This is a genomic window from Aeromonas sp. QDB14, assembly GCF_027707845.1.
In the GTDB taxonomy this organism is placed as follows: Bacteria; Pseudomonadota; Gammaproteobacteria; order Enterobacterales; family Aeromonadaceae; genus Aeromonas; species Aeromonas caviae.
In genome coordinates this window covers 1-25,296 of record NZ_JAPCJD010000038.1, presented here as the reverse complement: position 1 = coordinate 25,296, position 25,296 = coordinate 1, and the positions used below count along the sequence as shown (strand labels likewise).

Annotated in this window: 18 protein-coding genes and 1 pseudogene; 15 read left to right on the top strand and 4 right to left on the bottom strand. The window is 64.9% G+C overall.

Annotated features, from left to right (window positions below; translation table 11 throughout):
• Positions 1–79: 79 nt before the first annotated feature.
• The 6 genes from PG887_RS13465 (at position 80) to PG887_RS13440 (ending at position 4,705) form a co-directional block, all read left to right on the top strand.
• A complete protein-coding gene (locus PG887_RS13465) occupies positions 80–556 on the top strand; it encodes a L,D-transpeptidase family protein (RefSeq protein ID WP_029313677.1) in 477 nt (158 codons plus the stop codon).
• Between the two features lie 121 nt (positions 557–677).
• A complete protein-coding gene (locus PG887_RS13460) occupies positions 678–1,391 on the top strand; it encodes an AzlC family ABC transporter permease (RefSeq protein WP_143238087.1) in 714 nt (237 codons plus the stop codon).
• A gap of 2 nt (positions 1,392–1,393) precedes the next feature.
• Complete coding sequence (locus tag PG887_RS13455; RefSeq protein WP_010672834.1) at positions 1,394–1,729, top strand: AzlD domain-containing protein; 336 nt, start codon at positions 1,394–1,396, stop codon at positions 1,727–1,729.
• A 122-nt stretch (positions 1,730–1,851) separates the two neighbouring features.
• Complete coding sequence (locus tag PG887_RS13450) at positions 1,852–3,378, top strand: YjjI family glycine radical enzyme (protein ID WP_201890830.1); 1,527 nt, start codon at positions 1,852–1,854, stop codon at positions 3,376–3,378.
• A gap of 37 nt (positions 3,379–3,415) precedes the next feature.
• On the top strand, positions 3,416–4,264 hold the full coding sequence (locus PG887_RS13445) for a YjjW family glycine radical enzyme activase (protein ID WP_270821943.1): 849 nt from the start codon (positions 3,416–3,418) through the stop codon (positions 4,262–4,264).
• A gap of 117 nt (positions 4,265–4,381) precedes the next feature.
• Complete coding sequence (locus tag PG887_RS13440) at positions 4,382–4,705, top strand: DUF1820 family protein (protein ID WP_010672837.1); 324 nt, start codon at positions 4,382–4,384, stop codon at positions 4,703–4,705.
• 19 nt (positions 4,706–4,724) lie between these two features.
• On the opposite strand, the gene PG887_RS13435 is transcribed toward PG887_RS13440, so the two are convergent.
• A complete protein-coding gene (locus PG887_RS13435; protein ID WP_270821935.1) occupies positions 4,725–5,657 on the bottom strand; it encodes a LysR family transcriptional regulator in 933 nt (310 codons plus the stop codon).
• Positions 5,658–5,712: 55 nt separating this feature from the next.
• Entirely contained in the window at positions 5,713–6,909 is a 1,197-nt protein-coding gene (locus PG887_RS13430; protein ID WP_104455262.1) for an amino acid aminotransferase, read from the bottom strand.
• A gap of 428 nt (positions 6,910–7,337) precedes the next feature.
• Here PG887_RS13430 and bcsG point away from each other — a divergent pair, with 428 nt between their 5' ends.
• Genes bcsG through bcsC form a run of 7 tightly spaced genes read left to right on the top strand, consistent with a single transcriptional unit; the run spans position 7,338 to position 19,035 of the window.
• On the top strand, positions 7,338–8,813 hold the full coding sequence (gene bcsG, locus PG887_RS13425; protein WP_333563759.1) for a cellulose biosynthesis protein BcsG: 1,476 nt from the start codon (positions 7,338–7,340) through the stop codon (positions 8,811–8,813).
• A 14-nt stretch (positions 8,814–8,827) separates the two neighbouring features.
• On the top strand, positions 8,828–9,052 hold the full coding sequence (gene bcsR, locus PG887_RS13420; RefSeq protein ID WP_104456057.1) for a cellulose biosynthesis protein BcsR: 225 nt from the start codon (positions 8,828–8,830) through the stop codon (positions 9,050–9,052).
• The gene (gene bcsQ, locus PG887_RS13415; protein ID WP_104455264.1) at positions 9,049–9,711 is read left to right on the top strand and encodes a cellulose biosynthesis protein BcsQ; all 663 of its coding nucleotides are present in this window, start codon (positions 9,049–9,051) and stop codon (positions 9,709–9,711) included. The genes bcsR and bcsQ overlap by 4 nt, the downstream gene beginning before the upstream one ends.
• Positions 9,708–12,275 (top strand): UDP-forming cellulose synthase catalytic subunit, encoded by a 2,568-nt coding sequence (gene bcsA / locus PG887_RS13410; protein ID WP_270821932.1) that lies wholly within the window; start codon positions 9,708–9,710, stop codon positions 12,273–12,275. Before bcsQ ends, bcsA begins: the two co-directional genes overlap by 4 nt.
• Entirely contained in the window at positions 12,272–14,497 is a 2,226-nt protein-coding gene (gene bcsB / locus PG887_RS13405; RefSeq protein WP_270821931.1) for a cellulose biosynthesis cyclic di-GMP-binding regulatory protein BcsB, read from the top strand. The genes bcsA and bcsB overlap by 4 nt, the downstream gene beginning before the upstream one ends.
• Before the next feature lie 3 nt (positions 14,498–14,500).
• Positions 14,501–15,610: a cellulose synthase complex periplasmic endoglucanase BcsZ gene (gene bcsZ, locus PG887_RS13400; protein WP_049635953.1), complete on the top strand. Its 1,110-nt coding sequence runs from the start codon at positions 14,501–14,503 to the stop codon at positions 15,608–15,610.
• Entirely contained in the window at positions 15,595–19,035 is a 3,441-nt protein-coding gene (gene bcsC, locus PG887_RS13395) for a cellulose synthase complex outer membrane protein BcsC (RefSeq protein ID WP_270821930.1), read from the top strand. Before bcsZ ends, bcsC begins: the two co-directional genes overlap by 16 nt.
• Before the next feature lie 28 nt (positions 19,036–19,063).
• Here the strand turns inward: bcsC and PG887_RS13390 are convergent, their stop codons facing one another.
• Positions 19,064–19,339, bottom strand: coding sequence for a metal/formaldehyde-sensitive transcriptional repressor (locus PG887_RS13390; protein ID WP_041214512.1), 276 nt, complete (start codon positions 19,337–19,339; stop codon positions 19,064–19,066).
• Between the two features lie 71 nt (positions 19,340–19,410).
• Here PG887_RS13390 and dmeF point away from each other — a divergent pair, with 71 nt between their 5' ends.
• Positions 19,411–20,352, top strand: coding sequence for a CDF family Co(II)/Ni(II) efflux transporter DmeF (gene dmeF / locus PG887_RS13385; RefSeq protein ID WP_270821929.1), 942 nt, complete (start codon positions 19,411–19,413; stop codon positions 20,350–20,352).
• Positions 20,353–20,367: 15 nt separating this feature from the next.
• Here dmeF and PG887_RS13380 read toward each other — a convergent pair whose 3' ends face one another.
• Complete coding sequence (locus PG887_RS13380; RefSeq protein ID WP_270821927.1) at positions 20,368–20,769, bottom strand: hypothetical protein; 402 nt, start codon at positions 20,767–20,769, stop codon at positions 20,368–20,370.
• Positions 20,770–21,030: 261 nt separating this feature from the next.
• Between PG887_RS13380 and pulA the strand changes: the two are divergent.
• Positions 21,031–25,083 (top strand): annotated as a pseudogene (gene pulA, locus PG887_RS13375) (pullulanase-type alpha-1,6-glucosidase).
• Positions 25,084–25,296 lie beyond the last annotated feature (213 nt).

The window sequence follows — 25,296 nt, the reverse complement described above, 5'->3', positions numbered from 1 at the left end:
CTCGCTCGCCACCAGAGAGTGGTGACATTCAGATGATTTGCTAACAAGAGAGCCCAGAAGGCTCGCAGAGGGATGGATAGTGAGAGCCGTATTGCTGTGTTTGCTGGGGCTGTGGCCCGCGTTGAGTTTTGCCACTCTGTCCGCCGATATGGTGGTGGTGAAGAAGTCGAGTTACAGCCTGACCCTGATGAAGGATGGCAAGGAAGTGAAGCGCTACTGGATTGCCCTGGGCCCGGCTCCCAAAGGACACAAGCAGCGTGAGGGGGATCAGCGTACCCCGGAAGGTCGCTATACCCTGGACTACAAGAAGAGCAACTCCGGTTTCTACAAGGCCATTCACATCAACTACCCGAATCTGGACGACATCAAGCGCGCCAACGAGCTGGGTGTGAACCCGGGCGGCATGATCATGATCCACGGCCAGCGCAACAGTCTGGGGGATCGCAGGGTGCAGCCGTCCAACTGGACCAATGGCTGCATCGCGGTGCTGAACCACGAGATGGACGAGATCTGGAACGCCATCGAGCCAGGCACTCCCATCATCATCGAGCCCTGATCCCGCCTGCCAACGCCCGCTCTCATGCGGGCGTTGCATTTGTTGCAGACCATGGCGTGACACTGCCTCCTGCGCCGTGCTAGTTTTTCCGGTTCGCATTGGCTGTGACAAGGATGATCCCATGATGTCGGAAACCCGCCCCCCTGTGCCCGAGCGCACGGGGGCGCTCTGGTGGCGTGCCACCCTGGATATGCTCCCGCTCTCCATTTCCGTCATCCCCTGGGGGATACTGTGTGGCGCCCTGGCGCTTCAGGCGGGTATGAGCCCGCTCCAGGCACAGCTGATGTCGCTGCTGGTCTATGCGGGGGCGGCCCAGCTCTCGGCCACCACCTTGTTCGGGGCGGGGACGCCGCTGCTGCCCATCATGGGCTCCACCATGGTGATCACCTCCCAGCATCTGCTCTATGGCTTCACCTTCCGGCGCGACGTGCTGCCGCTCTCCCTGCGCTGGCGGGCCAGTCTCGCCTTCTTCCTGACCGACGAGATGTTCGCGGTGGCGCTGAAAGAGAGGGAGCGCAGCGGCGCCTTCAATCCCGCCTATGCGCTCATCGCGGGCTTTGTCTTCTATCTGTTCTGGAACCTGGCGACCCTGCTCGGCATCGCCGCCGGCCAGTACATTGACGGGCTGGACAAGATGGGGCTGGATTTTGCCATCGCCGCCACCTTTATCGCCATGACGCTCCCCGCCATGAAGAACCTGCCCATGGTGGCGGCCACCCTGGTGAGCGGCGGGACGGCGCTCGTCACCAAGCCGCTGCTGGCGGAGATCCACATCATCGTCTCGGCCCTGGCCGGCATGGTGGTGGGCTATGTGCTGCACCGGATGAGGAGGTGATCATGGGCTGGCTGATGATAGGGCTGCTGGCCCTGATCACTTTCTTCAACCGTTTTGCCTTCTTCTCGCGGTTGACCCGCTATCAGCCGGGGGCCGAGATGGGGGCTTTCCTCAGCTTCTCGGCCCAGTCGGTGCTGACCGCCATCTGGCTGCCCATCGTCTTCAGCTATGAGCCGGGCCACGGGCTGGACTGGGATCCGGACTACCTGGCCGCCACCCTGCTGGTGACGGTGCTGACCCTGCTGCGCCTGCCTACCCTGGTGGTGGTGGTCGTCGGCATGGGGGGCTTCTTCCTGCTGCGTTGGCTGGGGGGCGTGGCCCTGTTCTGGCCCTGGTGAAGGATGTGCCGTGATCCGGCATGGCGGATGTCTTGATGGGATATCCGCCCTGTTGGGAATGTCACTTCAAAAAAGACCTCCCAAGTGTGAGGATTTTGGTTCCACCCGCCACGGAGTGAACCATGTCCTTCACCGAAACCTGCCAGCGCATCGTGCGCGACCCTCTGCTCTCACCGGCCCAGAAGGGTCGGGCCCTGGCGCTCGCCGCCGAAAACGCGTTGCCTTACCCCGAGTTGCCTGCCGCCGTGCAGGATGCCATGGCACAAGGGGTGCTGTGCGACATGTTCGAGGGACACGCTCCCCACAAACCGCGCTACGTGCTGCCGGATTACGAGCGGTTTTTGCGACAGGGCTCGGCCTGGCTGGAGCTGGCGCCACCCCTGGACTTCGACGAGGCCCTCGATGCCCTGCGCATCCTCTACCATCACGTGCCCTCCGTCACCGGCATGCCGGTCTGGCTGGGGCGCCTCGATCACCTGCTGCTGCCCTTCGTCGGTGAGCTGGATGATGAAACGCTCCATCGCAAGCTGAAGGCCTTCTGGATCTATCTGGATCGGGTGCTGCCGGATGCCTTCATGCACGTCAACATCGGCCCCGACGACAACCGGATCTGCCGGCTGATCCTGCGCATCGACAGGGAACTCCAGCAGGTGGCGCCGAATCTCAGTCTGTTCCACGACCCGGTGCAGACCCCGGACAACCTGTTGCTGCAAGGGGTCGAGAACATCTCGGCCTGCAGCAAGCCCCACATCGTCAACTATCCGCTGCACAGGGACACCTTCGACGAACGCGGCTTTGGCATCGTCAGTTGCTACAATGCCCTGCCCCTGGGGGGCGGTGCCAATACCCTGGTGCGCCTTTCCCTCAAGGGCGTGGCCGGGCAGAGCGCAGGGGTTGAGGATTTCATGGCGCGCACACTGCCTCACTATTGCGAGCAGGCCTCGCGGCTCATCGAGGCGCGCGCCGCCTTCCTGCACCGGGAGTCGGGTTTCTTCGACAGCTTCCTGGTGGAGGAGGGGCTGATCGAGGAGGCGCGCTTCGTCCCCATGTTCGGCATCTACGGCATGGCGGAGGCGGTGAACCTGCTGATGGAGAAGGGAGGCTTGCCGTGGCGCTATGGCCATGACGATGAGGCCAACCAGCTTGGCTATCGCATCTCGGCCCAGCTTTCGGAATATGTCACTACGACGCCGCAGGCCCATGCCTGGGGTGGGCACGCCCTGCTCCACGCCCAGGGGGGACTCAGCGTGGACAGGGGCGTGACTCCGGGGGTACGGATCCCCTATGGCGAGGAGCCGGATCCCGCCAGTCACCTGCTGGCCCTGGCGCCGCACCACGGCTACTACCACTCGGGGATCAGCGAGATCCTGACCCTGGATCCCACCATACGCCAGAACCCGCAGGCGCTGCTGCAACTCTGCAAGGGGGCCTTCGCCCTCGGTATGCGCGAATTCAGTGCCAACGTGGCGGACAGCGATCTGGTGCGGGTGACCGGCTACATGATCCGCAAGCGCGATGTGGCCCGCTTCGCGGCAGAAGGCTCGCGGCTGCAGACCACCTGCCTCGGCGCCGAGGCGAGCGAGCTGACCGGGATCCGCCAGCGGGCACCGCGGGTGGTGGCCATCGAGACCCTCTTGAATGAGCACTGAGAACGGCAGGCAGAAGGGGGCCGAGCTCAGGGCGATGGTGAGCCGCTGGCTGCCCTTCTCCTGCGTGGACGGCCCCGGCAACCGGCTGGTACTGTTTTTGCTGGGCTGCAACTTCCGCTGCCCCGGCTGCCACAACCCCCACACCATGGGGTTGTGCGATCACTGCGGTGACTGCGTGCCCGGTTGCCCGGGCAGAGCCCTGGCGATGCAGGAGGGGCGGGTGAGCTGGCAAGCCGAGCTTTGTACCCACTGCGACCGTTGCCTCGATGTCTGCCCTCGCCACGCCAGCCCCAAGACGCGCCAGATGTCGGTGGCCGAGGTGCTGGCCCTGCTGCGCCGCTATGGCCCGCTGCTCACCGGCGTCACCGTCTCCGGCGGGGAGGCGACCACCCAGTTGCCGTCCGTGATCGCCCTGTTCACGGCCATCAAGGCTGCGCCGGATCTGGCCCGTCTCACCTGCCTGCTCGACAGCAACGGATCCCTGGGGGAAACGGGTTGGCAGCGGCTGTTGCCGGTGCTGGACGGCGCCATGATAGACCTCAAGGGGTGGCGCGAGCCTGTGCATCTGGCCCTGACCGGGCGGGGCCGCGAGCGGGTGCTGGCATCGCTGCAACTGCTGGCGCAGGCGGGCAAGCTGGCGGAGGTGCGGCTGTTGCTGGTGCCGGGGCGGAGCGATTTTCTCGATGCCACCGGCGCGCTGGAGGAGGCGTTGACGACCTTTTTGCTGTCGCTGGGGCCCGTGCCCATCCGCCTCAACGGCTTTCGCCACCACGGGGTGCGAGGGGAGGCGCTGTCATGGCCAGAAGCCGGGTCGGCTGATCTGACAGTGCTTGCCAACGCATTGAAGGCCAAGGGGTTTGGGTCGGTGATGCTGCCTGCGATCTGAGCTCTGCGGCACGTCGGGATGCTGAGACCCGATATGACGCAACTGTGAACTCTGTCTATAGGGGCTGTCCGAGGGGACGGCTAGAATGGGCAAACCGTCCATCACCAACAGATACCCATGAGTGAATCCAACGCCCTTTATCGAGTGCAGTTCATTTGTCACAGCGAGCGTTACGAAGTCTATGTAAGAGAGGTGAATCAGGGCCAGCTGTTCGGCTTCATCGAGATCGCCCACTTCGTGTGGGACAACCACACGGCGCTCATCGTCGACCCCAGCCACGAGAAGCTGAAGAGCGAATTTGCCGACGTCACCCGCACCCTTATTCCCATGCACCACGTGCTGCGGGTCGATCAGGTGCGCAAGCAGGGGGCCGCCCGCATCACCGAACTGGGCAACAACGTCACCTCTTTCCCAGGCCCCATCTATACCAAGAAGCCTTGAGTCCTGCCGCCAGGCATCATTATGGGGCGTCCAGCTCCCGGGCCAGTTGCAGGATGCGCTGACGGAACCAGCGCAGGGCGGGATCTTCCCCCAGGGGGCCATACCACACCAGGCTGTGGGTCACGGCGCCGTAATCGAAGGGAACGGGGCGGCTCACCAGCCCCTGGGTACAAGCCCGGGTAGCCCAGCCCTTCACGGCCGTGAGAATGAGATCGCTCTGGCGCAGCAGGGCGGCGGCGCTGCCAAAATCCGGCAGGGTGGCCCCCAGTCTGCGCCGTACCTGGCGCTGGGCCAGACTCTGCTCGAAGAAGGGATCGGCCAGCTCCTGATCGCGAATGGCGATGTGGCGCCAGCTCAGATAGGCATCGAGATCCCAGGGGCGCGTCAACGCCGGATGATCCGCGCGCATCAGGCAGACCAGCTCGTCCTCCCGCAAGGTTTCCCAGACGAGGCCGGGCTGATTGACCCCGGGCTGGCTCTGATCGTGGGGCAGGATCACGAAGTCGAGCTTGCCCGCCGCCAGAGCAGCCAGTCCCTGCTCGTCCTTGTTACGCACGACGGGCATCAGCCCCGGCACCTCCTGCATCAACTGACCCAGTACGGCCCCCATGGGCCAGATCATGCTGCTCTCCCGCATCGCCAGATTCAGCTCCCCCTGCCAGTTGGCAGGAGCAAATCCTTCCTGGCTGGTGAGGCCGTTGAGCTCTCCCAGCAGGCGGCGCAGCGTCGGGCCGAGGCGTTCGGCAAACGGGGTCAGCAGCAACTGGTTGCCCTGGCGGTAGAGCAGTTGATCCCCCAGCAGTTCGCGCAACTGGTTGAGGGTCTTGCTGACGGTGGAGGGGGTGGTGCAGAGGCGCTCGGCGCTGCGGGTGACACTGCGGGTGTCGAGCAGCAGATGCAGGGTCTCCAGGTGGCGACCGCCGAGGCGGGAGAGGGCAATGAGATCCGTCACGGTTCCACGGGCAAGGGGACAAATGAAAAGCCCCGCCTGAGCGGGGCTTGCGGGCTTAGCCCTTGAGCACGGCGGCCATGGCGTCGGCCACGTAGTCGACGTTGCGGCTGTTGAGGCCCGCCACGCACATGCGACCAGAGCGCACCAGGTAGACGGCGAACTCTTCCCGAAGACGGTCCACCTGCTCCGGCGTGAAGCCGGTGTAGCTGAACATGCCGCGCTGGTTGATGAAGTAGCTGAAGTCGCGGCCCGGCACCTTGGCACTCAGCACCTCGAACAGCTTCTGGCGCATGGCCTTGATGCGGGTGCGCATCTCGGTCACCTCACCGACCCACATGGCGTGCAGTTCGGGCAGGCTCATCACCGCCGCGGTGATCTGGCCGCCGTGGGTGGGGGGGCTGGAGTAGTTGCGGCGCACGGTGGCCTTCATCTGGCCCAGCACCCGGCTCGCCTCTTCGGCATCCTGGCAGATGACCGACAGGCCGCCGCAGCGCTCGCCGTAGAAGGAGAGGTTCTTGGAGAAGGAGTTGCTGACGAAGAAGCTGACGCCGGCGGCCACCATGGCACGAATGGTGTAGGCATCCTCTTCCAGCCCGTCACCGAAGCCCTGATAGGCGATGTCCATGAAGGGGATCAGGTTCTTCTCGACCACCAGGGCGATCACCTGGTCCCACTGGGCACGGGAGAGATCCACCCCGGTCGGGTTGTGGCAGCAGGGGTGCAGCAGCACGATGCTTTTCGCAGGCAGGCTGCTCAGGCAGTCGATCATGGCGTCGAACTGCACGCCGCCGGTGGCCGCATCGTAATAGGGGTAGTCGTGCACCTTGATGCCGGCCCCCTCGAACATCGCCTTGTGGTTGTCCCAGGTGGGATTGCTGACCCACACCTCGGAGGTCGGGAAGTAGCGCTTGAGCAGATCGGCGCCGATCTTCAGCGCGCCGGAGCCGCCGATGGTCTGGATGGTGGCGATGCGACCCGCCTTGACCGCTTCGTGGTCGGCACCGAACAGCAGGTGCTGCACCGCGGTACGGTAGTTGGCGGCGCCTTCCATCGGCTGGTAGGGGCGTGGGGCCGGGGCGGCGGCGCGCTGCGCTTCGGCCTGCTGCACTGACGGCAGCAGCGGAATGCGGCCCTGCTCGTCGTAATAGAGGCCAATCCCCAGGTTCACCTTCTGCTCGCGGGTATCTTTGTGGAAGGTCTCGACTAGCGTCAGTATGGGGTCGCCAGCATAGGCATCGACGTGTTCAAACATGGGGGGTCCTTGAAGTTGACTGTCCAATTCGGCCGGCCATCAGCCGGGCCGATATGATGGCGCAATCCAGAGGTGGCCTCAAGTTGTTCGAGATGGCGACAGGGCTGACAAAGTCTGTCGCAGTGGTAAGCGCGGGGCCCTTGCCAGGATCCTGCATCCCGTCTGCACGTTCCCCCCATTTTGTCAGAGAAGGCTGCCTTATCGGGATCGTTTGGACAATATATGGATACATACGGCCCCTCTCATTCCCCTTACACCCATCCGGGGGAGTCAGGTTCAGCGCCACCTGAGACAAATTAATAGTTGCATAATAGTCAGGCTATTCTTTTGACAACCATTGCAGTGTGCCCGGCCCCTTCGGGGGGCCCACGATAACAGGTGACTCATCGCGGATGACCTGACACGTTTCTGATGCCGATTCTCCCTGGCTGGACTGGCACGGCCTGGGTGGCTGGAATGTCTATTTTCTTGCCAAGTTCGCCCTGCTCTGGGGGGGATATCTCAACTTCCACCCCCTGATCAACCTGGTGTTTGCCGCCTTCCTGATCTTTCCCCTGCAAAGGGCCGGGTGGCGCCGTGCGCGGCACTGGCTGGCGTTGCCGGTGGGGGCGGGGATCTTCTATCACGATACCTGGTTGCCGGGGATAGAGAGCATTCGTGCCCAGGGCAGCCAGGTCTTCTCCTTCACCCTGGATTACTGGGCGGAGTTGCTCGGGCGTTTCATCAATTGGGAGATGGTCGGCGCGGGGTTCGTGCTGCTGACACTCTATCTGTTCATCGCCCAGTGGCTGCGCTTCACCCCCTGGATCCTGCTGGCGCTGCTCTGGCTCTGGGTCTCGCCCCAGGTGAGCAATCCCTTCGCGAGCAGCAAGGGGGCGAGCGAGCATGCCCTGAACACGTCCCGGGAGGAGACCCGCTCTTCAGTGCTGCCCATGGAGGAGCAGCTTGACCAGAGTGCCCCGCCGACCAACGAGAACCTCAACGCCTATCTCGATGACTTCTATCGGGAGGAGCAGGAGAGACTGGTGCACTTCCCGGAGAGCCTGCCAGCCCAGGCGACCCCCTTCGATGTGCTCATCATCAATGTCTGCTCCCTGGCCTGGCATGACGTGGAGGCGAGCGGCCTGAGCGGGCATCCGGTCTGGTCCCACTTCGACATTCGCTTCAACCGCTTCAACTCCGCCACCTCCTACAGCGGCCCGAGCTCCATTCGCCTGCTGCGGGCCAGTTGCGGGCAGACCAGCCACCAGGGGCTCTATGTGACGGCGCCGAAGCAATGCCTGCTGTTCGAGAACCTGGCCCAGCTCGGCTTTGCCAAACAGGTGGCCATGGATCACTCGGGGGATTTTGGCAACTACCTGACCGGCCTGCAGCAGTATGCCGGGCTGGATGTGACTCCCATGGACAAGAAGGGGTTGGCCCATGACCTCGCCTCCTTCGATGGCGAGCCCATCTATCGCGGGGATGCCCTGTTCGGCCGTTGGCTGAACGAGCGGACACAGAGTCAGGCGGCACGCAACGTCACCTTCTTCAACCTCATCGCCCTGCACGATGGCAACCGCTATGTGGCGAGCCGCCAGATAGCGCCCTACAAGGCGAGGCTCAAGACCCTGCTGGATCAGCTGGACGACTTCATGACGACGCTGGAGCAATCCGGCCGCAAGGTGGCCGTGGTGATGGTGCCTGAGCACGGCGCAGCTCTCACCGGCGACAAGATGCAGATGGCCGGGCTGCGGGACATTCCCAGTCCGAGCATCACCCAGGTGCCGGTGGGGGTTGCCCTGCTGGGCGATCTGCCGCAGACCCCGTCGGTGTCCGAGAACCAGGGCTCGGTGGTGATCGAATATCAGGGCAAGTACCACATCAAGCTGGGGCAGGGGGACTGGGTCCCCTATCCCCAATGAGACCGGAAGTGACGATGCGCAGCGAACGGCAATCAGACATGCAGACCCCCTTCGGCGTCCTGGTGGAGGGCACGGTGATCAATGACGTGGCCATGGTCCAGCAGGCCTTTGGTGTCAGCCTCTCCTATCAGGATATTGCCGCCAGGGAGCGGCTCGCCGCCTTGTGCGCACGCTTCCCCCTGCTGGCGGAGGTGGCAGTGAAAGGGCCCGAGGGGACTGGCGAGGGGAGGTCTGCATGAAGGTGATCGCCCTGCAGGGGATCCGGGGAGGTGTGGGGACCACCGCCATCGTGGCCGGACTGGCCCAGGCTGCCCATGAGCAGGGGGCAAGGGTGCTGGCGGTGGATCTCTGCCCGGACAATCAGCTTGGCATCCACCTTGGCCTGCCCCATGACGATCCGGGAGGCTGGAGCCGGCTGACCCAGCCGGCGCGGGAGTGGCGAGGTGCGCTTCACCGCCGGGAGGAGGGACTGGATCTGCTCTCCCATGGTGGGGAGGAGGGGGCGTCGGCCGAGTGGCTGGCGGGGATCGATGGCTATGATCTGGTGCTGCTGGATCTGCCCCTGGGCATGGCCCCCGTCATCCCCTGCAGGCGCTTGCTGGTGGTCAATGCGGATGCCAACTGCCATGTGCGGCTTCACCGCCACCCCTGGGCGGCCGATGAGCGTCTGCTGGTGACCCAGTTCTCCAGCCAGCGGGCCCTGCAGCAGGGGCTGCTGGATCTCTGGCTGGCAGGGGGGCTCCCTCTGCTCAATCTTCATCTGCACAGGGACGAAGCCATGGCGGAGGCCATGGCCGCCAAGCTGCCGGTCGGCCGCTATGCCCCCACCAGTCTGGTTGCCCACGAGCTGGCCGCCCTGGCGACCTGGTGTCTGGCAGAGGGGGAGGCCCCCCGATGAGAGTGCGGCTGCTGACGCCGGCTGCGGGCCTCTGGTGCTCGCAGCGCTATCGCGCACTGCGTGAGCGGGGGGCTTCCCGCCCGGGGGCGGCCGCATTGACCCTGGGCTGGCTGCTGGCCTGGGCTCTCTTCCCCCTCGAGCGTCATGGCTGGCAATGGGTGCTGGGCCATGCCCGGGGGCTCTATCCCCAGCTGACGCACCCCCGGGTGGGGGATCCCCTGCGCGTTCTGTTGCAGAGCCTCTGGATGATAGTGCGTCGCCCACAGCCCATCCCTCTGCGCTGGCCTGCCTCCTGGCAGCGGATCTGGCATAGGGGCACTCAGGCTCTCGGGGGCTTCCTGGCCCGCCAGGAGGAGAAAGGGCTGGCCGCCGCCAGGGCCACGCCCCGCGAGGCGCGCTGGAAGAGCGTGCTGCTCTGCGTGGTGGCCGGGAGCCTCTCCCTGCTCTGCGTCACCCTGCCGTTCACCCTGCAGGCGCAACTGGTGTTCGTCCTCCTGCTGGCGGCCATGGCCTTCATCCTGCGGGCTGTGCCGGGCCGTTATCCCATGCTGATGATGATCGTGCTCTCCCTCACCATCTCCTGCCGCTACATCTGGTGGCGCTACACCTCGACCCTCGACTGGTTCGACCCCGTCAGCCTGGCCTGCGGCCTGCTGCTGCTGGCCGCCGAGGCCTATGCCTGGCTGGTGCTGCTGCTCGGCTACTGGCAGACCGCATGGCCCCTGCACCGCCCCCCGGCACAACTGCCGGCGGATCCGGCCCAGTGGCCCAGCGTGGATCTGATGATCCCCACCTACAACGAGGATCTCGCCATCGTGAAGGGGACTGTCTACGCCGCCATGGGGCTCGACTGGCCCGCCGACAAGCTGACCATCTGGCTGCTTGACGACGGGGGGCGGGCGGCGTTTCGCGATTTCGCCGAGGAGGCCGGGATCCGCTATGTGGCCCGGTCGACCCATGAGCACGCCAAGGCGGGCAACATCAATCACGCCCTCAAGATGGCCACCGGGGATCTGGTCGCCATCTTCGACTGTGACCACCTGCCGACCCGCTCCTTCCTGCAGATGACGGTGGGCTGGTTCTACCGGGATCCCCGTCTGGGCGTGGTCCAGACCCCCCACCACTTCTTCTCCGCCGATCCGTTCGAACACAACCTGCAACGGTTTCGCAAGATGCCGAACGAGGGGGCCCTCTTCTACGGCCTGGTGCAGGATGGCAACGACATGTGGGATGCCAGCTTCTTCTGCGGCTCCTGCGCCGTCATCAAGCGCACCGCCCTTGACGAGATCGGCGGCATCGCGGTGGAGACGGTCACCGAGGATGCCCACACCTCCCTGCGGCTGCACCGCCTCGGCTACACCTCGGCCTATATCCGGATCCCGCTGGCGGCGGGGCTGGCCACCGAAAGCCTCTCTGCCCACATCGGTCAGCGCATCCGGTGGGCGCGCGGCATGGTGCAGATCCTGCGTCTGGACAACCCCCTCTTCGGCAAGGGGCTCAAGCTGGGGCAGCGGCTGTGCTACTTCAATGCCATGCTGCATTTCCTCTCGGGCATACCGAGGCTCATCTTCCTGACGGCACCGCTCGCCTTCCTGATCCTGCACGCCTACATCATCTATGCCCCTGCGGCGGCCATCGCCCTCTACATGTTGCCGCACATCTTCCACAGCGCCCTGACCAACTCCCGGTTGCAGGGCAAGGTGCGCCACTCCTTCTGGGGCGAGGTCTATGAGACGGTGCTGGCCTGGTACATCGCCAGGCCGACCACGGTGGCGCTCTTTGCACCTCACAAGGGGACGTTCAACGTGACTGCCAAGGGGGGGATGACGGAGGAGGTGTTCCTCGATCTGTCGGTCTCCCGCCCCTATCTGCTGCTGATCCTGCTCAATCTGTGCGGGCTGGGGTTCGGCCTCTGGCGCATCGGCACCGGCCCTGCCGACGAGGTGCCGACCCTGATCCTCAGCATGATCTGGACCCTCTACAACATGACCATACTGGGCGGCGCCCTGGCGGTGGCCTTCGAGTCGCGCCAGGTCCGTGCCAACCCCAGGGTGGAGATGGTGATGCCGGCGGCCATCAGGCTGGCGAACGGTCACCTCTACCCCTGTACCGTCAGGGATTACTCCAACGGGGGGGTCGGGGTGCTGCTTGAGGCGCCCCTGCCCCTGGCCGACAAGGAGAGGGTCTGGTTGCTGCTGCGCCATGACCAGCGGGAGCAGGCGTTCGCCGCCAAGGTGCAGCGGGTGTTCGGCTGCAAGCTGGGACTGGAGCTGGAGCCCATGGCGCAGGCACAGCATGTCGAGTTCATCCAGTGCACCTTCGCCCGGGCCGATACCTGGTCCCTGTGGCAGCAGCGTCTGGGCAAGGATCGCCCCCTCCACAGCCTGATCGACATTACCCTGCTCGGCTGGGGAGCTTACTGGCGTCTGGCCCGTACCTCACCCATCGGCTTTGTTTGTATCCTCCTCGAGAAGCTGGCTCGCTGGCTCCTCTCCTTTGTTCCCCGTCGCGTCTCCCCAGATTTCCGGGCCGGGACTCCGACCTCACAGACAGTGAAAGGATGATGAAACCACAACGCTACCTTATTCCTCTCCTGCTGATGGCGCAGGGTGCGACCGCCGCCGAGGCCGTCGGCCCCCTGCCGCCCGTTCCCGCTCCGGTGCGCACCCAGGGGATGAGCTTCGAACAGATGGCATCATCGCCAGGCACCCTGTCCCTGCGCGGCAATGCGCCAGACGGACTGGCCGACTTCACCGTGCGGCGGGACGAGGTGGTGACCCGGGCCACCCTGGATCTGAACTTCACGCCATCGCCCTCCCTGCTGCCGCTCATCTCCCAGGTCAAGGTCTATCTCAATGACGAGCTGATGGGGGTGACGGCCCTCAACCAGGATCAGATGGGGACGATGACCCATGCCAGCATCGAGCTGGATCCCCGCTATGCCAAGGATTTCAACCGCCTCAAGGTGAGCTTCGTCGGCCACTATCAGAAAGTGTGCGAGAACCCGGCGAGCGATACCCTCTGGCTCAACGTCAACCGGGACAGCAAGCTGACCCTGCAGTTGCAGACCCTGCCGGTGCGCAACGAGCTCTCCTTCTTCCCCATGCCGTTCCTCGACGTGCGGGACAATGGCAAGCTGACTCTGCCCATGGTGTTCACGGGCTCAGTGCCCCCGGAGCAGCAGCAGGCGGCGGCGGTGCTGGCCTCCTGGTTCGGCACCAAGGCCCAGTGGCGGGGCCAGCATTTCCCGGTGCTCATCAACCAGTTGCCCGATCGCAACGCCGTGATCTTTGCCACCAATGACGCGCGTCCCGATTTCCTGGTGGACTATCCCGAGGTGAAGGGGCCCACCATCGACATGATCAGCTCCCCCGACAACCCCTATGTGAAGCTGCTGCTGATCCTGGGGCGGGATCAGCAGGATCTGCTGACGGCGGTGCAGGGGCTGGCGCGAGGCGATGTCATGCTGCGTGGCCAGAGCGTCATGGTGGACGAGGTGAAGCCGCTCTCCCCGCGTCAACCCTACGACGCCCCGAACTGGGTGCGACTGGATCGCAAGATGCGCTTTGACGAGCTCACGGAGTACCCGGGCCAGTTGCAGGCAACGGGGCGCACGCTGTGGCCCATGAGCCTGACGCTGCGCCTGCCGCCGGATCTCTATCTGCTGGGGGAGAACGGCATCAGGACGGAGCTGAAGTATCACCACACCTCGCCCACCCTGCGCGACGGTTCCCGGCTGGATGTGGCGGTCAACGGCCAGCTCATGAAGTCGTTCACGCTCGAGCCCGGCGAGGTCAAGAGTGAGCGGTTGCTGACCCTGCCGCTCTGGTTTGCCGACGACGGCGACACCATGGCGCTGCGCATGCCCGGGCTCAAGACCACCCAGGCCAACAGCCTGAGCTTCTCGTTCGAGTATGCCCAGCAATACATGGGAGGGACGGAGGATGGCCGTTGCGACCTGGTGATGCCGCCAGCCCATCAGGTGCGCATCGACGAGGGCTCCACCATCGACTTCACCGGCTATCGCCACTTCATCGAAATGCCCGACCTCAAGGCGTTCGCCTATGCCGGCTTCCCGTTCAGCCGGATGGCGGATCTCGCCGACACCCAGATTGTCATGCCGGCCAGACCCCATCCCGGGCAGATCACCACCTTGCTCGATGCCGTCGGTGCCATCGGGGCCGAGACCGGGTATCCGGCGCTCTCCCTGCAGGTTCTGGACGACTGGGAGCGGGCGCGCACCGCGGATCGGGATACCCTGCTCATCGGCACCCTGCCGGAGGAGTTTCGAGGGGATCTGGCTCCCGACGCCCTGCTGCAATCCACGCGCAGCTGGGTCAACGAGCCAACCCGCCAGCACAAGGGGGATCTGCTGCACACCATGGCCGATCGCCAGCCCCAGGCCCGGGTGGGCATGACGGGCAACCGGGCCATCGCCGTCATCCTGGGGCTGCAATCGCCGACCCATGATCAGCGCAGCCTGGTGGCCTTGCTGGCGGATGGACCGGCGGGGGTCACATTGCTCAATGAGGCTCTGCAGACCCGTACCCTGCGCGATCAGGTGGCGGGCTCGGTGGCCATCATCCGGGAATCCGGGGTGAAGAGCCTGGTGGTGGGGGATCGCTACGAGGTGGGCTACCTGCCGTGGTGGGAGCGTCTCTGGCAACTGTTTGCCCGTTATCCGGTGCGTCTTGCCGGGCTGACCCTGCTCTGCATGCTGGTACTGGGCTGGGGCCTGCGGGTGCTGCTTGCCAGTGCCAGCCGCCGCCGTCTGAAGGAAGATTAAGAGATGACTCAGATGAAAAATGTCTGTGGTGCCCTGCTCCTCTGGGCCCTTTGTTCCCTCCCGGCGCAGGCCGTCTGCCACTGGCCGGAGTGGGATCACTTTCGCCAGCACTACATCAGCGAAGAGGGCAGGGTCATCGACCCTGCCGACGGGCGCCGCATCACCACCTCGGAAGGCCAGAGCTATGCCCTCTTCTTCGCCCTGGTCAACGATGACAGGGAAACCTTTGCCCGCCTGCTCGACTGGACGGAGCGGCAGCTCGCCCGCGGGGATCTGACCGGCTTCCTGCCATCCTGGCTCTGGGGCAGGCAGCAGGACGGCAGTTGGGGCGTGCTGGATGCGAACAGCGCGTCCGATTCGGATCTCTGGATAGCCTACAGCCTGCTGGAGGCGGGTCGCCTGTGGGACAACCACAGCTACTCGGCCCTCGGCACCCTGTTGCTGCGCCGCATCGCCCGGGAGGAGGTCGCCACGCTGCCGGGTCTTGGCCCCGTGTTGCTGCCCGGGGCGAAAGGCTATGAGGGGGAGGGACGCTGGACCCTCAATCCCAGCTATCTGCCTCCACAACTGCTGGCCAGATTCGCCTCCTTCAAGGGGCCCTGGGGGGAGATGCGGGCCCTCTTGCCCAAGCTGCTGCAGGAGAGTGCGCCCCGTGGCTTTGCCCCGGACTGGGTGGACTGGCAGGCCGACAAGGGATGGCAGGTGACGGCGGACAAGGGCGACACCGGTGGCTATGACGCCATCCGCGTCTATCTCTGGCTCGGCATGTTGAGCGAGGAGGATCCCGCCAGGGCTTCTCTGGTGGCCCACTTTGCCCCCATGCTGGCGCAGCTGACCGAATCGGGTCATCTTCCCGAGCGGGTCTCCAGCCAAAGTGGACAGGTTCAGGGCAAGGGGCCGAGCGGCTTTGCCGCCGCCCTCCTGCCCCTGTCACGGGGCTTGCCGGCGCAGGTCACCTTGCGCAAGCAGGTCTCCGATCACGGGCTGGATGCGGATGCCTACTACGGCAGCGTGCTGACCCTGTTCGGCGCAGGCTGGGATCAGGGGCGTTATCGCTTTGCCGCCGACGGTACCCTGCAGCCGGATTGGAGCGAGTCATGTCAGGCAGAGTGACCCTGGGGTGCCTGCTCGCCTGCCTGATGAGCGGAGCCCTGGCGCAAGGGACGGTACAGCCGGTGGCCTGGCTGCTGGAGCAGGTCAGGATTGACGAGGCCCGTGGGCGGGAAGATCTCGTCAGCAACAGCCTCTATTCCCTCTCCCTGGTGGAGCCCGATCATCCGGAGCTGCTGGCAGCCCAGGCCCGTCAGGCCCTGCGCCAGGGCAAGGTCAAGGAGGCCGGGGCACTGCTGGCCCGCCTTGGCAAGCAAGACCCCGACTCTGCGCTCTATCGTCAGGGCATGGCCAACCTGGCCCTGAACGAACCGGCCAGGCGCCAGCAACTGCAACAAGTCAGGCTGCTGACCAGCGCCGGCAGGCTGGAGGAGGCCGAGCGTCTCTATCGCTCCCTGTTCTCCGGTGATTTGCCCCCCAATCTCGACGTGGCGGTGGATTATGCCCTGTTGCAGACACGGATCCCGGCCATGAAGGCGAAGGGGCTGGCGGCCCTGGAGGCACTCAACCGGCAATATCCAGGTGAGCCCAGAGTGCGGGGCGGGCTGGCTCGCCTCTATCTGGCGGACGGTCGACGCCAGGGGGCGCAGAACCTGTTGCGCGAGATGGCGCGAGATCCCTATCAGCGGGACGAGGCCGCCGAGATCTGGCTCGCGGACATCGAATCCCTGCCCATCGGGCCCGGGAGCATTGCTGCCTTGCAGGAGTACATGGTGATCTTTGGCGAGGGGGAGACCACCAAGGCGGAACAGCTGCTCGCGACCCAGGAGGAGAAGTGGGCCTCGCCTGCCTATCGCGCACGCCAGTCGGCGCTCGCAAGCACGGCGGGAGGTGGTGCCTCCATCTCCCGCTTGCAGCGTGCCCTGGCTGCCAACCCGGGGGATCCTGAACTCATGGGCGCCCTGGGGCAGGCCTACTCCCGCAACGATCAGCGAGCGCTGGCCATCGCCCAGTTTGAACGGGTGCTGGCACACCCCGAGGTGACCGACAAGGACAAATGGCGCAGCCTGCTGGCCACCAACCGCTACTGGCTGCTGGTGAGCCAGGGGCGCAGCGCCCTGGAACGGGAGCAGTGGGATGAGGCGGCGACCCTGTATCGCCGTGCCATCGCCCAGGATGGGCGTGAGCCCGAAGCCTGGCTGGGGCTCGGAGACAGCGAGCGTGGCCGCCATCGCGATGCCGACGCGGAGTCCGCCTACCGCAAGGCGCTCGCCATGGGGAGCGCGCGGGAGCGGGCACTGGCCCGCCTGTTCGATCTCTACAAGGAGCAGGATCCGGCGCGTGCCCTGGCCCTGCTGGAGCAGCAGGGCACCCCCGGGATGCAGGCCGAAGGGCGGCGGCTCAAGGCCGGGCTGTTGCAGGAGGAGGCCGATCAGCTCGATCGGGCCGGCAAGGTGGCGGTGGCGCTGCGCCTTCGCGAGCAGGCACTCGCGCTGACCCCGGAAGAGGTGTGGCTGGCCTATCGAGTGGCCGATACCCGGGCCCGCCTCGGGGAAGCCGGGAGCGGGGAGCGGCTCTTGCGGGAACGGCTGGCGGCGCACCCGCAGGATGCCACCCTGCGCTACGCCACCGCCCTCTATCTCTCGGGGCAGGACAAGATGGTGGCGGCGAGAGGGGTGCTGGCCGCCATCCCTAGGTCCGGCTGGACACAGGACATGGATGCGCTGGATCAGCGCCTCGCCCGTGACGAGGTGCTCGCCAGGGCGAGGGCGCGTCACGAAGCCGGGGATGATGAGGGGGCCGAACGCCTGCTTCAGCCGTTGCAGCCGGATGAAGAGGTAAGCCTGATGCTGGCGGAGTGGGCCACGGATCGGGGGGCCTATGCACTGGCGGAGCAGCGCTATCAGGAGGTGCTTGCCCGCACGCCGCAACAGCCCGAGGCCAGGCTTGGCATGGCCGAACTGGCCCAGACCAGGGGCGATCTGGCAAAGGCCCGTCACTGGCTGCCCGCCTGGCCGGTCAGCCCGCTGCCCCCGGAGGGGGCCAACTACTACCGCCGGGTAGCCAATCTCTATCAGGCGCTGGGAGAGGGCGAGACAGCCCGCGCCATCTTCACCGACTACGAACCCCTGGTGGCGATGCAACCGGCCTCCCAGCAGACGGCGCTGTTCTGGCGCGATGCCGCCCGTCAGCGCTTTGCCGAGCATGATGTGGAAGGGGCTCTGGTGCGGGATCGCAAGGGGCTGGTGGCCGCAGGTTTGGCCCCCCGCGAGGATCTGGAGGGGGGCGAGCTGACCCGGCTGGCACGCAGTCAGGATGGGGAGGGGTGGCTGGCATCCGGCCTGCGCAGCGATCTCGACAGGCACTACCGGCAGAGCCAGACCACATTCTCCCTCGACAGCGATTACTGGGGCTCCAGCGGTACCGGGGGCTACTCGGATCTGCGGGCGCTGACCCAGATGGCGCAACTGGATACGCCGCTGGCCGGTGGTACCGCCTTCGGCCGCCTTGAACTGGTCGACATGGATGCCGGAGATCTGCCGGACTCCCCTTACCGGGCGCAGTTCGGTACCTGTGCGGCCAGGGACTGCCGCGGGGACGCGCACCAGCAGAGCCGGGGGACCACCCTGGCGGCAGGCTGGCAGCGGGGGGCCTGGGCGTTCGATCTGGGGACCACGCCCCTCGGTTTCGAGGTGGTGGACTGGGTTGGTGGCGCCACCTTGACCGGTGACTGGCACACGCTGGGGTGGGGGATGACCCTCTCGCGTCGGCCCGTCAGCAGCTCGCTGCTCTCCTATGGGGGAACGGTGGATCCGGGCACGGGCATCAGCTGGGGCGGGGTGCGGGCGAACGGGATCCGCCTCGATCTCAGCCGGGATCTGGGAGGGGCCGTCGGGTTCTGGGGCAGCGCCCAGCAGCACCTGCTGACCGGCAAGAACGTGCCCGACAACTGGCGCACCCGGCTGATGGGGGGCGGCTACTACAAGCTGGTCAACGAGACCCATCGCCGTGCCAGCGTGGGGCTCAGCACCATGCTGTGGCACTACCAGCAGGATCTGGGGGGCTATACCCTGGGGCAGGGGGGTTATTACAGCCCGCAGGGGTACTTCTCGCTCTCGGTGCCGGTCAGCTACCGGCAGCGTACCCCGGACTGGTCGTGGGAGCTGGGGGGATCGGGATCCTGGTCCTACGCCCGCACCGACGACAGTCGCCGCTACCCCCTGGAAGGCCTGTTGCCAAGCGGTTTGCCAGACAGAAATGCGCCTGTGAAAGGGGGCTGCAGCAGTGGATTCGGCTACACCCTGAATGGCGTGGTGGAACACAGGCTGACGGAACACTGGCGCATCGGTGGCCGGGTGGACATCCAGCAGGCGGATGACTATGCCCCCAGCCATGTCCCCCTGTTCCTGCGCTACACCTTCAAGCCCTGGCAAGGGGATCTCGATATGCCGCCAAGGCCTCTCACTCCCTACGCGGACTTCGACTGACAGGGGCGCCCGTCATCACCGGGCGCCCTTATTTCAGATAGGAACGCAGTACCCTCACCACCTGATCCAGATCCTCCAGCCGCTCGGCATGGGTCGCCTCCTCGGCGCCAAGATGCTCGCGCATGTGTCCCTCCAGCACCTCCAGCATCAGGCCGTTGACGGCGCCGCGGATGGCGGCAATCTGCTGCAGGATGGCGGCGCAGTCTGTTTCCTGTTCCAGGGCGCTCTCCAGGGCGCCGGTCTGCCCCTTGATGCGCCTGACCCGAGCCAGCAGCTTCTTCTTGTCGTGAACCGTGTGTGACATGCAGGATCCTCTCGATCAATAAAACTATACTGGGGTATAGTATATAGCATCCTCGTTTTCAGGAGAAATCCATGCCATCCCTCGCCACATCCCACTGCCACCACCCCGTCGTCCACGAAGGGAATCCCCTGGCCGAACAGAAGACCCGCTGGGCCGTGCTGCTCACCGTCGTCATGATGGTGGCGGAGATCGGTGGCGGCTGGTTCTACAACTCCATGGCGCTGCTGGCCGACGGCTGGCACATGAGCTCCCATGCCCTGGCCCTCGGCCTCTCGGTGCTGGCCTATCGCGCTGCCCGCCACTTCGCGCGGGATCACAGGTTCAGCTTTGGTACCTGGAAGATAGAGGTGCTGGGGGGCTTCAGCAGCGCCCTGCTGCTGGTGGGGGTGGCGGGGTTGATGCTGTTCGAGTCGGTGGCCAGGTTGCTGGACCCCAGCCCCATCCATTATCAGCAGGCGATCGGCATTGCCCTGCTGGGCCTGCTGGTGAATCTGGCCTGTGCCTGGCTGCTCAGGGACGATCACGGCCATCACCATGGTCACGACCACCATCACGGTCATCACGACCACTCGCACGATCACCACCACGGCCATCAGGATCTCAACCTGCGCGCCGCCTACCTCCACGTGCTGGCGGACGCGGCCACCTCGGTGCTGGCGATTCTGGCGCTGGTGGGAGGCATGTTGTGGGGGGCGGACTGGCTGGATCCCCTGATGGGCATCGCCGGGGCCGTGCTGGTGGCGGTGTGGGCCAGGGGGCTGCTGCGTGATACCGGGCGCGTCTTGCTGGATGCGGAGATGGATGCGCCCCTGGTGGACGAGATCCGCGAGGTGATCGCCGAGCTGCCTGGCGCCGAGATCCGCGATCTGCACGTCTGGCGGGTGGGGCAGACGCAGTATGCCGCCGCGATGTCGTTGCAGATGGCGACCCCGGTCCCGGCACAGGCGATCCGCGAGCGCCTCGCCATCCACGAGGAGCTGGTGCACCTGACCATCGAAGTGTCTGCCGACTGACGCCCCTGGCGGGTGTCAGCGGGGAGGCTCGCTCCCCTGATCCTGCCAGAGGGAGCCCAGCATCAGCCTCAGCAGCAGTCCCGGCGGGTCGTCGAGCAGGTGGCCCGGCTCCAGCAGCAGGTGGCCGTCGGCATGAAAGCCCAGGCTGGCGTGAACCTTGCCTTCCTCGCCACACACCTGGAGGAGGCCGTTCAGGAAACCTCCCTCGCCGGGTTGACAGCGCAGCCGCAGCTCCCGTGGTTCCCCCAGCAGGGTGAAGGCGCGGGCGAGGGGCGGGCTCTCTTCATAATCCGGCCAGTTGAAGAAGTGATAGCGTTCGGCGAGCACGCCGGCCTGCTGGCAGAACTGATCGAACAACTGGGCAATGCCCTGATACTCCTGGTCCAGCCGCCTGGCCTGCTCCTCAATCCGTTTCATCACCCAGTCCCCTCTATCCATTTGATTGGACATTGATTTCGTCACTCGCTCCCCTCTTTCCGCTGGTATGGGCCGAAAGCGTTGCCAGGTCTGTGAGCGCGATCGAGTTTTCGTTATGAAAACGTTATCTTGTTGATGCGGATTGGTTTTTTTTGCCCATCCGCTCACATTTACGGCAATTCCCGCTGATTAATATGACACCGCTCGGCAATGACCGGGTACTCGGATATCGAGACTAACTACAGCGGGAATTATAAAAAAATGGATATGAAAAAGACCAAAGTGGCGCTGGTAACAGCCTCACTGCTCGCGCTTTTGTCAGGCTGTAACGACAACAGTTCTTCTGCTCCTGCCCCTCAGGATGAGCCCGTCGCTCGTCTTCCCAACGTCCAGCCCCCGGCCGAACTGCTGACGGCCGGCCCCGACGAAGCGGTCATCGCCCTGGTGGATACCCAGACCAGCGCGGCGCGCGGTGTCACCGGCCCGTTCGCCAGCCACAACCTGCACCTGTGGAACAACGACGCCTGCAACTCGACCTCGGAGGGCGGCCTCAATACCGGTTGGGATGACAAGAGCAAGACGCCGTCCGCAGCGGACAGTTTTGGCCCGGCCTAGGTCGTGCCGCTCTCCAAGATGGAAGGCTGCATCAACTTCATCGCCCGCAACGGCGATCTCGCGAACCTGACCGGCAGCGACATGAAGGTGGTCTTCAGCGATCACCCGGATCGTACCGTGGCCATCGTCGCCGGCAAGAACGAGATCTTCGGCAGCCGGGCGGAAGCCTTCACCGCCGCCTTCGGCGTGGCGGGGGCCAGTGCCCACCTCATCGACGACAACACCCTGATTTGGCAAGGGGGCAAGGACAAGCCCTATGTGCGCCTCTACTACACAGAGTCAGGCACCATCACAGCAAACAGCGAGGGTGTATTCGATTTCCCCTACCTCAAGCTGACCCCGACCAGCCTGACCGAAGAGCAGCAGGCCAAATACCCGCACCTCAAGGATGCCGCCGCCTTCGCCCTGCCTGCGGGGAAAGATCTCAAGCCCCTGCTCAAGGGTGAGCTGGTCGCCATCGGGACCGATGCGGACGGCATCCTGCAGGGGGCGACCCTGGTGCAGAGTGCCGGTGCCCTCGATGCCCTTTACAGCGAAGCGGCCACCAAGCTGGCCTACGGCGCCGTGGTGGAGGGGGGCAATGTCACCTTCCGGCTCTGGGCGCCGACCGCCAAGTCGGTCAAGCTGGCTCTGTTCGACGAGCAGCACAAGTCGCTTGGCGAGCGCGCCATGACCCTGGACGAGGCCAGCGGCAGCTGGAGCGTGCAGGGGGGCAGCGATCTTGTCGGCAAATACTACCGCTACGATATCCAGGTCTATCACCCGGTCAGCCGCAAGCTGGAATCCTATCAGGTGACCGACCCCTACTCCCTGAGCCTGGCGATGAACTCCGAGTTCAGCCAGGTGGTGGATCTCGACGATCCGGCCCTCAAGCCGGAAGGCTGGGACGGCCTCAAGGCGCCCCACAGCCAGAAGAACCCCGCCGATATCACCATCTATGAGGCCCACGTCCGGGATCTGACCGGCAACGACGAGTCGACGCCGGTGGATCACCGCGGCAAGTTCCTCGGACTGACCGACAGCGACAGCGTGCCCGTCACCCACCTGAAATCCCTGGCCAAGAGCGGCGTCAGCCACCTGCACCTGCTGCCGGTGTTCGACATCGCCACCGTCAACGAGGATCCGGCCAAGGTGGCCAACATCGGCGATGACTTCAGCAAGCTGTGCGAGGTCAATCCCGAGGTCAAGAACTCCAGGTTTGCCAGCCACTGTGGTGGCGGCGAGACCATCGAAGCCGTGCTCGGTGATCTGCAAGCCAGCGACAGCAAGGAGAACCCCGTGGTGCAGGAGCTGTACGGCTACCTGCGCGGGGTGGACTCCTTCAACTGGGGCTATGACCCCTACCACTACACCACCCCGGAAGGCTCCTACGCCACCAATGCGGAGGGGACGACCCGGATCAAGGAGTTCCGCGAGATGGTGCAGGCCATCAAGCAGAACATCGGCATGAACGTGGTGATGGACGTGGTCTACAACCACACCAACGAAGCGGGTCTCGGTTCCAAATCCGTGCTCGACAAGATTGTGCCCTGGTACTACCAGCGCCTCAATCCGGAGACCGGTTCGGTGGAAAACTCCACCTGCTGCTCCAACACGGCGCCGGAACACGCCATGTTCGCCAAGCTGATGGATGACTCTCTGGTGACCTGGGCGAGGGACTACAAAATCGATGCCTTCCGCTTCGACCTCATGGGCCATCACCCGAAAGATCAGATGGTGCAGGCCCTGGCCGAGGTGAAGAAGGTCAATCCGGACATGTACTTCTACGGCGAGGGGTGGAACTTCGGCGAGGTACAGGATGACAAGCGCTTCGTGCAGGCGACCCAGAAGCACCTGGCCGGTACCGGCATCGGCTCCTTCTCCGACCGGCTGCGTGATGCGGTGCGCGGCGGCAGCCCGTTCGACGGCGGCGAAGCCATTCGCAAGACCCAGGGCTTTGGCAACGGCGCCCTGGTGGATGCCAACGAGCTGGACGGCGTCGATCTCGCCACCGCCCTGCATCAGTCCGATCTGGTGCGCCTCGGCATGGCGGGCAACCTCAAGGAGTTCGTGCTGACCGACAAGGACGGCATACCGAAGAAAGGCTCCGACATCGACTACAACGGTCAACCGGCGGGCTATGCCCAGGATCCGACCGAAATCCAGAACTATGTCGACAAGCACGACAACCAGACTCTGTTCGACAACCTGGTGTACAAGGCACCCGCCGGGGCCGACCTGGTGCGGATGCAGGGGGTCTCTCTGGCGACCGCCATGCTGGGTCAGGGCATTCCCTTCACCCACGCGGGTGTCGAGCTGCTGCGTTCCAAGTCCATGGAGCGGGACAGCTACGACTCCGGTGACTGGTACAACCGGGTCGACTACGGCTTAAGTGACAATAATTTTGACAAAGGGCTGCCGCGCAAGGACAAGGACGAGGCCAACTACGAGCTGATCGAGCAGGTGCTCGGCCAGCACGCCAAGCCGGGTTCGGCCGAGATGCATCAGATGGTGAACTTCTACCAGGAGCTCTCCGAACTGCGTCAATCCTCTCGTCTGCTGCGTCTTGGCAGCGGCGCCGAGGTGATCAAGCGGGTCGACTTCCGCAACACCGGCCCTGAGCAGATCCCTGGTCTCATCGTGATGAGCGTGGATGACGGGGTGGGCGCCGGTGCGGATCTGGATCCGGCCATCGACGGCCTGGTGGTGATGATCAACGCCACCAATCAGCCCCAGAGCATCGGCGATTTCCGTGACGGCAAGGATCAGCCCATCGATCTGACCGGCATGGTCCTGAGCGGTGCCCACCGTGACTCCGACAGCATCGCCAGCGGTGCGGCCAATGACAGCGGTCAGCTGACCCTTGGCGCCTGGTCGGCGGCGGTGTTCGTCAAGCCGCAGAGCGGTGCCCAGGGCGCGGGGCTGCCGGTGAGCAAGAAGACGGATCTGAGCACCTTGCCTCCCTTCGGTGACACCGAGGTGTTCGTGCGTGGTTTCCTGAATCAGTGGGATCCGGTCAACAAGATGAACTTCAGTGGCAATTTCACCTATGAGTTCACCACCGAGGTGACGGCGGATCAGCTGGGGTCGACCCAGGTGAAGATCGCTGGCAACGAGTGGAGCGGCCCCGTCAATTACGGCAAGTGCAGCGATACCGACCAGCTTGCGACCGGCCAGGTCAATACGCTCTGTGCCAATGGCGGGGATCTGCCGTTCAACGTGGAGAAGGCTGGCACCTACAAGTTTGTCTTCACCGCCATGAACAAGGACAAGCCCACCCTGAGTGTCAGCTACACCGAACCGGCGCAGAGCTGCAAGGTGCTGGATACCGTCGCGGGCAATCCGCTCGGCTTCCCGCTCTATGTGCGCGGCAGTCTGAGCGACTGGAACGCCCAGCCGGCCTACCAGCTGAGCTACAAGGGGATGGAAGGCAACCTCGCCATCTATCAGGCCGCCTTCAACTACGCGGGCAGCTTTGACTTCAAGTTTGCCAACGACGATGGCAACTGGAGCAAGCAGTTCTTCGTGAAGGATGCCGGTGGCACCCTGATCGCACTGGAGCCCGAGCAGGTTTACCCGCTCCAGCACGGCGACGGTGGCATGGGCAACAACAGCATCACGCTGGAACAGGGTCTGTGGAGCTTCCTGGTGAAGGTTGACCCGACCCAGACTTCCGGCGAGGTGGGCAGCGTCATCATCCAGGAGTGCAGCGCCAAGTAAGTCTTTCCCATCGAGCCCGGGGCTGGCTCGGCAGCCCCGGGTTGAATTCCGCCTCGCCAAGGGCGGGATAACACCGAGAGAGTAAGCAAAGCGCGACTGCCGACCGGCAGCCGCGCTTTTTCTTTGCTCGTGGGCGAGGCAATAAAAAAGGTTCTTCGCGGGATCTTGGGGAAGTGGAAGTTGACAGACAGGGTGCTGGTAAACTGGCTGTCT